This is a genomic window from Rahnella sp. AN3-3W3 (assembly GCF_003263545.1).
Taxonomy (GTDB): Bacteria; Pseudomonadota; Gammaproteobacteria; order Enterobacterales; family Enterobacteriaceae; genus Rahnella; species Rahnella variigena.
Genome location: NZ_JYDG01000118.1, coordinates 25,062 through 32,954, shown reverse-complemented (window position 1 = coordinate 32,954; position 7,893 = coordinate 25,062). Strand labels below are relative to the sequence as shown.

5 protein-coding genes are annotated in these 7,893 nt (G+C 54.4%); 1 reads left to right on the top strand and 4 read right to left on the bottom strand.

Translation table 11 applies throughout. The features are described from left to right. Positions 1 to 11 precede the first annotated feature (11 nt). From yiiM to fdhD, 4 genes are all read right to left on the bottom strand, one after another. Positions 12 to 683 carry a 6-hydroxyaminopurine reductase gene (gene yiiM, locus UC15_RS24130; RefSeq protein ID WP_112291581.1) on the bottom strand — a complete coding sequence of 224 codons (672 nt, stop codon included), beginning with the start codon at positions 681 to 683 and terminating at the stop codon, positions 12 to 14. A 109-nt stretch (positions 684 to 792) separates the two neighbouring features. Beyond that, entirely contained in the window at positions 793 to 2,739 is a 1,947-nt protein-coding gene (locus UC15_RS24125; protein WP_112291579.1) for a methyl-accepting chemotaxis protein, read from the bottom strand. A gap of 289 nt (positions 2,740 to 3,028) precedes the next feature. Further along, a complete protein-coding gene (gene sodA / locus UC15_RS24120; protein WP_112291577.1) occupies positions 3,029 to 3,649 on the bottom strand; it encodes a superoxide dismutase [Mn] in 621 nt (206 codons plus the stop codon). A 208-nt stretch (positions 3,650 to 3,857) separates the two neighbouring features. Beyond that, the gene (gene fdhD, locus UC15_RS24115; RefSeq protein WP_369964666.1) at positions 3,858 to 4,616 is read right to left on the bottom strand and encodes a formate dehydrogenase accessory sulfurtransferase FdhD; all 759 of its coding nucleotides are present in this window, start codon (positions 4,614 to 4,616) and stop codon (positions 3,858 to 3,860) included. A 229-nt stretch (positions 4,617 to 4,845) separates the two neighbouring features. On the opposite strand from fdhD, the gene fdnG reads away from it, so the two are divergent. After that, the gene (gene fdnG, locus UC15_RS24110; RefSeq protein ID WP_112291574.1) at positions 4,846 to 7,893 is read left to right on the top strand and encodes a formate dehydrogenase-N subunit alpha; all 3,048 of its coding nucleotides are present in this window, start codon (positions 4,846 to 4,848) and stop codon (positions 7,891 to 7,893) included.

Below are 7,893 nucleotides of genomic sequence, written 5' to 3'. Positions count from 1 at the left end.
GGGCGTTAACATTACTTCCCAAACAATCTCCGCCCAAAATCCTCAATCTTGCGATTCACCAGACGCATTTGCATGGTTTTACTCCAGCTTGCTGAAATCCCCGCCGCAGACATCAGCCGCCGGTACTGTTCTTCATCGAACGGCATATGAAACGCGATAGAAATAGCTTCGGCGACGGAGACTTCACTGTTGCGCGTCAGCAATTCCAGCGGACGGTCGCCACTGGTTTTTCCTGTGCCCACGACGCGATATAACCAGCCGCAGCGGCCGCTTTGCTGCAACAGTGGCGACAGATTCTGGCAGTCGAGAAAATGGTTCAGCTTGTAGCAGGGCGCGCGAGGCTGCGTGACCTGAATCAGCGTTTCGCCCCAGCGGAAAATATCGCCGATAAATACGTTATCTTCGGTCATGCCGAGCGTGGAAAGGTTTTCGCCAAAAGCTGGCGGATGGAAACGATCTTCTTCTTCGGGAAACTGCTGGCGCAGCCAGGCGTAATGCTCGCGGGGGAAATGGCACAGCGCGCGGTCAGCGCCACCGTGATATGACTTTTCGGCCTGCTGATCGCCTTCTAGCCCGAAAGGCGTTAAGGCGATGCCGCCATCAACCTGACGTTTGGCAATCGCACTGGGTGAGAAATCGGGATATTGCTCGATGGTACCGATGTACACGTCGGGATAATGCATAAGCTCTCCGCTGCTGAAATGTCACTCACACCAGCATAACCTGCATTGGGCAGCGGGAATAGAAGGAATACCTGCGCGCAATCAGCGAACTGCGCGCAGTAAAGAGGGGTCAGAACGTTTCCCAGTTTTCCTGGCTGGTTTTGCCTTGTACCGGCGGCGCGAGAGTCGGGCGACGAAGCGAGGCGGACGCCGGAGCATTCAGCATATTGTCGTTCCCGGCGAGACGGAATACCGAAACCGCCTGCGTCAGCGTTGCGGCCTGATCTTCAAGGGAATCAGCGGCAGCAGACGACTGCTCAACCAGCGCGGCGTTCTGCTGAGTGGTGCTGTCCATCTCCACAATCGCCTGTGATATCTGCGCGATGCCCCGGCTTTGCTCGTCAGACGCCGAGGCAATTTCACCCATAATATCGCGAACATGCGAGACGGATTTCACGATGTCCTGCATCGTGCGCCCGGTATTTTCCACCAGTCTGGCACCGGTACTGACGCGTTCAACCGACTCTGCAATCAGCCCTTCAATCTCTTTTGCCGCCTGCGCGCTGCGTTGCGCCAGTGTGCGGACTTCAGAGGCCACCACGGAGAATCCGCGTCCCTGCTCACCGGCACGCGCAGCTTCAACCGCGGCGTTCAGTGCCAGAATGTTGGTCTGGAAAGCGATGCCGTTAATGACCGAGGTAATTTCGGCAATGCGTTTTGAGCTGCCGGAAATCTGCTGCATGGTATCCACCACTTCGCCAACTTGCTTGCCGCCAAGCGTTGCCGTGCCTGAGGCTTCACTGGCCAGTTTGCTGGCGTGATGGGCGTTATCGGCATTCTGTTTCACCGTCGCACTCAGCTCTTCCATGCTGGCAGCGGTTTCTTCAACGGCCGCCGCCTGCTGCTCGGTGCGTGAGGAGAGATCGGTATTCCCCGCAGCGATTTCAGCTGCGGCGTGGGACACCTGCGAAACGCCGGAGCGGATTTCATAAATCATGGTGCTGAGATTCTGGCTCATCGCGGCGACTGCGTTCATCAGCATCCCCAGCTCGTCACGACGTGTTGTCGGATGTGCGGCGGTCAGATCACCCTGCGCAATAGCTTCGGCAGTTTTCAGTGTATCGCGCAGCGGCTGGGCAATCTGGCGGGTAATGCGCCACGCAATGATGATGCCGGCCAGCATCACAATCAGTGTAATCACCATCATAATCATCTGCGCATGGCTGATATCCAGATGCGTATTTTCCAGCTCGTTTTTGAAGATTTTCGCCACCAGCGCATTCATTTCTGTGGCTTTTACCGACAGCAGCTGGGAGTTTTTCTGCTCTTCTTCATAGGCGGGCATATACGCCACAACGTGGCTTTTATACGTCGCCAGCGCGCTCATCAGCGGGGCGAGAGTGGCCTGCTGATTCGGTAACAGCAGCGCATTCAGCTTTTTGGCATTTGCTTGTGTGTCATCAATCGACTGCAACAGCTTGGCTTCGGATTCTTTGTTAATGCTCAGCAACAGGCCGCGCACGTTATAACGCACGCTGATCAGTTTCTGAATCACCTCAGCCAGAGAAAGACGGATGGAAGGATCGGCATCTTCCACGCGCAACTGATCCTGTAAACGCGTCACCACGGCTTCAGTTTCGGAGAGGTTCCAGCTCGCGCGAACGGCATCCTTCTTATCGACGGCCAGCTTAAAGGCGTCCTGAGCCTGCTGATATTCGTGGATTTTAACCGGCACCTGATTGAGTTCGGCCAGACTCGCTGCATCCCACTCCAGTTTGTCTTTCGACTGGGCAATCAGCTGCGAAAGTGCGCTGATTTTGTCCTGGTTTTGTTTGAGATAAGCGGGGTCATAATTGAGCTGATACAGCGTGCGGCTGAGACGGGCTTCGTTTAACAGCGCATTCATCTGATTGCTGAAATCGACTTTTTCAGCGCGCTGGCTGATGTCGTTAAATTTGATCATCCCTGCCACGGTGATGGCCGCGGTGATCAGAAGTACCAGCCCGAAGCCCAGACCCAGTTTGGTGCCGACCTTGAGATTATTCATCCACTGCGAAAGACCTGTTCCGTTGCTCATGTTCATTCTCCGTCGAACATCCCTTTAAAATTAATAAGTGATTTTGTGACGCCTTTGTGAACAACCTATCGGTGGACTTAAGAGAAACTTTATAGGGAGCGGCGCGTATTTTTGATTAATGCGAGCGGGATCGGATAAGGGCAGAGGGGAAATGAATAATTGGCAATAAAACAGTGATCAGGCTTAGGTCTTTACTCAATAAAGAGTACATAAAACGGACATAAAAAAGGCGGGTCAGTGACCCGCCATTGGCGAAAACATCGTGCCCGTTATGGGCGGTAAAGCGAAATTACTTCGCTTCAGCCAGACGTTTTGCTGCTTCGTCCCAGTTTACAACATCCCAGAAGGCTTTGATGTAATCAGGGCGTTTGTTCTGATATTTCAGGTAGTAAGCGTGTTCCCAAACGTCCAGACCCAGCAGCGGGTAACCGGATGCGCCTGAAACAGCTTCGCCCATCAGCGGGCTGTCCTGGTTAGCGGTAGAAACAACGGCCAGTTTGCCGTCTTTCAGAACCAGCCATGCCCAGCCTGAACCGAAACGAGTGGTTGCTGCTTTCTCGAAAGTTTCTTTGAAAGCTTCAACGCTGCCGAAATCGCGTTCGATAGCAGATTTCAGTTCGCCCTGCAGGGTGGTACCGGTTTTCAGACCTTTCCAGAACAGGCTGTGGTTAGCGTGGCCACCTGCGTTGTTACGCAGTGCAACTTTCTTGTCCGCAGGCACTTTGTCCAGGTTTGCGATCAGCTCTTCAACAGGAAGTTTTGCCAGTTCTGGCAGGCTTTCCAGTGCAGCGTTCGCGTTGTTCACGTAAGCCTGGTGGTGTTTAGAGTGATGGATTTCCATCGTTTCTTTGTCGAAATGCGGTTCGAGTGCGTCGTATGCGTAAGGCAGTGATGGCAGTGAATAACTCATATTCATCGTCTCCATAGTGTAGGGCGGCACCGTCATTGTGAGCACCGCGTAATCAGTCGGATCATTATAGTTAATTAAATGATATTGAAAATGATTATCTATGCTCCACCCTTTGTACGGGTACTCGTAAGCGCCTGTTATACGGGGCTTAGAACCAGATAACCGCAAACAATCCAAAATTGTCTAAAGGCACGTGAAGCTTAGAGGGTCAGCGTAACCGCTGCGGATGCGTATACACCGTTGCCCGTCCCGGTTTGCTGAAACCGACCAGCGTCAGGTTACATTTTTCGGCGACGTCTACCGCCAGCGTGGTGGCGGCGGAGACGGCAAACAGAATTTCGACACCGCACATCGCGGCTTTCTGCACCATTTCATAGCTGGCGCGGCTCGACACCAGCGCGGCACCGGATTGCCATTCACTTTGTTTTTCACGCAGGCCAAGCATTTTATCCAGCGCCACGTGACGTCCCACGTCCTCGCAGCCACCCAGTAAGTCGCCCTGCGAGGTTATCCACGCGGCGGCATGCGTACAGCCGGTCAGCTGACCGATTTCCTGCACGGATTTCAGCTGATTCAGCGCGTTATCCAGATTCGCCAGCTCAAACGTTTGGGTAAACGGCAGCGGGGCGAGCGGGCGGAACAAATCGCCTAACTGTTCGATGCCGCACACGCCGCAGCCGGTTCGGCCCGCCATGGCACGACGACGCTCTTTCAGCCCGGCAAAACGGCGGCTCGATAATTCGATGTTAACTTCAATACCGTTACAGTTTGGTGTTACGTCCAGCCCGAAAATATCTGTAGCCGATTCGATAATTCCTTCCGACAGCGAAAACCCCAGCGCAAAGGCTTCGAGATCTTTCGGCGACGCCATCATTACCACATGTGAAATCCCGTTATAGACCAACGCAACGGGCACTTCTTCTGCAATCCAGTCGTCTTCCAGTTCGCCAGGATGTGTGCGCTGCATCACCGGTTTTTGACTGGCTCCGATGATCTGAGTCACTTTTTTTATCATCTTTTTCGCTCAGTTCTTTTACTTGATGGACATCCATTGGCAATAACCTTATAAACATTCCGGCTACATAAGCCGTACAAACTGTCAGGACTTTAGGTCTTAATTTTACCGCTTCCGCATCTGCAACGGAAAGCGGCAATTTGAAAGCAATGTGTTAACAAATGATGGGAAGGAGTCTTTCATGCAAGTCAGCAGAAGACAATTATTCAAAATATGTGCGGGCGGTATGGCCGGCACTACCGCAGCATTATTGGGGTTTGCCCCGACAATCGCGCTGGCGGAAACCCGCCAATATAAACTGCTTCGCTCGCGTGAAACCCGCAACAACTGCACGTACTGCTCAGTCGGTTGCGGCATGTTGATTTACAGCCAGGGCGACGGCGCGAAAAACGTTACTGAAAATATCTTCCACGTAGAGGGTGACGCCGATCATCCGGTCAGTCGTGGCTCGTTGTGCCCGAAAGGCGCAGGCGTACTGGATTACATCCACAGCGAAGGCCGTCTGAGATATCCGGAATATCGCGCGCCCGGCGCCGATAAATGGCAGCGTATAAGCTGGGATGAGGCGATTTCCCGTATCGCCCGCCTGATGAAAGATGACCGCGACGCCAACTTTGTCGAGAAAAATGAAAACAACGTCACGGTTAACCGCTGGCTGACCACCGGCATGTTATGTTCGTCCGCGGCCAGTAACGAAACCGGTCTGCTGGATCAGAAATTCACCCGCGCGCTGGGCATGGTCGCCATCGACTGTCAGGCACGTCTGTGTCACGGTCCGACCGTCGCGGCATTAGCGCCAAGCTTTGGTCGCGGTGCGATGACCAACAACTGGGTAGATATCAAAAACGCCAACGTCATTTTGATTATGGGCGGAAACGCGGCAGAAGCGCATCCGGTCGGATTCAAATGGGTGATTGAGGCGAAAACCAAAAATAACGCCAAAGTTATCGTCGTCGATCCGCGTTTCAACCGCAGCGCCGCCGTGGCCGATATCTATGCGCCAATCCGCGCCGGTTCGGACACCGCTTTCCTGCTCGGCATGATCAACTACCTGATTACGCATAATAAAATTCAGACCGAATATGTCAGGGAGTACACCAACGCCAGCCTGCTGGTGCGGGAAGATTATGCCTTTAACGATGGTCTGTTCAGCGGCTTCGACGCGACGAAAAAATCCTACAACAAAGAAAGCTGGCACTATCAGCTGGATGAAAACGGTCTGGCGAAACAGGACAAAACCTTGCAGGACCCGCGCTGTGTCTGGAATCTGCTGAAAGAGCATGTTTCCCGGTACACGCCGGAACTGGTGGAGCGTCTGTGCGGCACCTCGAAAGAAGATTTCCTGCTGATCAGCTCTATTCTGGCAGAAACCTGCGCGCGCGATAAAACCTCGACCATTCTGTATGCGCTGGGCTGGACGCATCACACCGGCGGCGCGCAAATCATCCGTTGTGCGGCGATGATCCAGCTGTTGCTGGGCAATATCGGCATGCCTGGCGGCGGCGTGAATGCGTTGCGCGGTCACTCCAATATTCAGGGTTACACCGATCTCGGTTTGCTCTCGCTGAATCTGCCGGGCTACATGCCTTTGCCTTCGGAAAAACAGACGAATTTCAGCGATTACCTGCAACAGATCACGCCGACACCGCTGGTGGACGGGCAGGTCAATTTCTGGAAAAACACGCCGAACTTCTTCGTCAGTATGATGAAAAGTTTCTGGGGCGATCATGCCACGGCGGAAAACGACTGGGGCTTTGACTGGCTGCCGAAATGGGACAAAAGCTACGACGTGATGCAGCAAGCCGAGCTGATGACTGAAGGCAAACTGAACGGTTATATCGTGCAGGGCTTCAACCCGCTGGCGGCATTCCCGGACAAAAACAAATCCTCGCGCGCGCTCTCAAAACTGAAATACATGGTGGTAATCGACCCGCTGGTGACTGAGTCCTCGAACTTCTGGCAAAACCACGGTGCGATGAACGACGTGCAGACCGCCGATATTCAGACCGAAGTGTTCCGCCTGCCGTCTTCCTGTTTTGCGGAAGAAAACGGTTCGATTGTGAACTCCGGCCGCTGGCTGCAATGGCACTTCCAGGCGTCTGAGCCACCGGGTGAAGCGCTGCACGACGGCAAAATTATCGCGCGCCTGTTTATGAAACTGCGCGAGCTGTATCAGAAAGAAGGCGGTGCCAATCCGCTGCCGGTGATGAATATGGCGTGGGATTATCAGGATCCGCTCGACCCGCTGCCGGAAGAAATCGCCCGCGAAGCCAACGGCAAAGCGCTCGCAGATATCCATGACGATCAGGGCAATCTGCTGGCGAAAAAAGGTCAGCAGATTTCGACCTTTGCCCATCTGAAAAACGACGGCAGCACCGCCAGTTTCTGCTGGATTTACGCCGGTAGCTGGACAGAAGCCGGTAACCAGATGGCGCGCCGCGATAACGCCGATCCTTCCGGTCTGGGCTGTACGTCCGGCTGGGCGTGGTGCTGGCCGCTGAACCGCCGCATTCTGTATAACCGTGCCTCCGTCGACCCGCAGGGCAAACCGTGGGATCCAAAACGCGAAATTATCCGCTGGGATGGCGCGAAGTGGACCGGCTTTGATGTCCCGGATTACAGCGCTGCGGCGCCGGGCACCGGCGTGGGGCCGTTTATCATGCAACAGGAAGGCGTCGGGCGTTTATTTGCCACCGACAAAATGGCCGACGGCCCGTTCCCTGAGCATTACGAACCGATTGAATCACCGATTGGCACCAACCCGCTGCATCCGGCGGTGATCTCCAATCCGGTCGCACGTATTTTTGCCAGCGATTTGCCGAATATGGGTACTGCCAAAGACTTCCCGTATGTGGCGACCACTTATTCGATCACCGAATTGTTCCGCCACTGGACCAAACACGCGTTGCTGAATGCCATCGCGCAGCCTGAACAGTTTATCGAGATCGGCGAAGGTCTGGCCGCCTCGAAAGGCATTGCGCAGGGCGATGAGGTGAAAGTCTCCTCGAAGCGCGGATTCATCGTGGCGAAGGCCGTGGTGACCAAACGCATCAGGCCGCTGACCATCGACGGTAAGCACGTCGACACCATTGGCATCCCGTGCCACTGGGGCTTTGAAGGCGCGACGCGTAAGGGCTATTTAGCCAACACGCTGACGCCGTCAGTCGGCGACGCTAACTCGCAAACGCCGGAGTTCAAGGCGTTCCTGGTTAACGTGGAAAAGGTCTAA

Coding starts and splice junctions, on each gene's coding strand:
- yiiM (WP_112291581.1), bottom strand. CDS start 683: ATGCATTATCCCGACGTGTACATCGGTACCATCGAGCAATATCCCGAT.
- UC15_RS24125 (WP_112291579.1), bottom strand. CDS start 2,739: ATGAGCAACGGAACAGGTCTTTCGCAGTGGATGAATAATCTCAAGGTC.
- sodA (WP_112291577.1), bottom strand. CDS start 3,649: ATGAGTTATTCACTGCCATCACTGCCTTACGCATACGACGCACTCGAA.
- fdhD (WP_369964666.1), bottom strand. CDS start 4,616: ATGCAGCGCACACATCCTGGCGAACTGGAAGACGACTGGATTGCAGAA.
- fdnG (WP_112291574.1), top strand. CDS start 4,846: ATGCAAGTCAGCAGAAGACAATTATTCAAAATATGTGCGGGCGGTATG.